Annotated in this window: 1 protein-coding gene; it reads right to left on the bottom strand. The window is 67.5% G+C overall.

Features of this window, described 5'->3' with window-relative positions:
* Window positions 1-242: radical SAM protein (locus JNB61_RS20755; protein ID WP_374226653.1), on the bottom strand; the 242-nt coding region annotated here is incomplete at its 3' end.
* Window positions 243-255: the final 13 nt, after the last annotated feature.

Raw genomic sequence — 255 nt, 5'->3', positions numbered from 1 at the left:
TCGATCGAGATGTTCAACCGGTCAAGCCCCGCCTCCACCAAAGCCGGCAGCAACTGCGGCAACCGGATCCCGTTCGTGGTCATCGCAACCTGAACCGCACGCCCGTCCGCGCCAGTGACCGCCGCCAACCGGCGCACCACCTCCACGATGTCCGCCCGCAGCAACGGCTCCCCACCGGTCAACCGGAACGTGGTGATCCCGTCCGCCGCCGCCACCCGGGCAATCCGCACGATCTCATCCACCGTCAGAATGCTC

The sequence above is a fragment of the Microbacterium ureisolvens genome, from assembly GCF_019511645.1.
GTDB classification, from domain to species: domain Bacteria; phylum Actinomycetota; class Actinomycetes; order Actinomycetales; family Microbacteriaceae; genus Microbacterium; species Microbacterium ureisolvens_A.
Note: the sequence above shows the minus strand (reverse complement) of the source record. Positions and strands in the feature narration are given on the sequence as shown.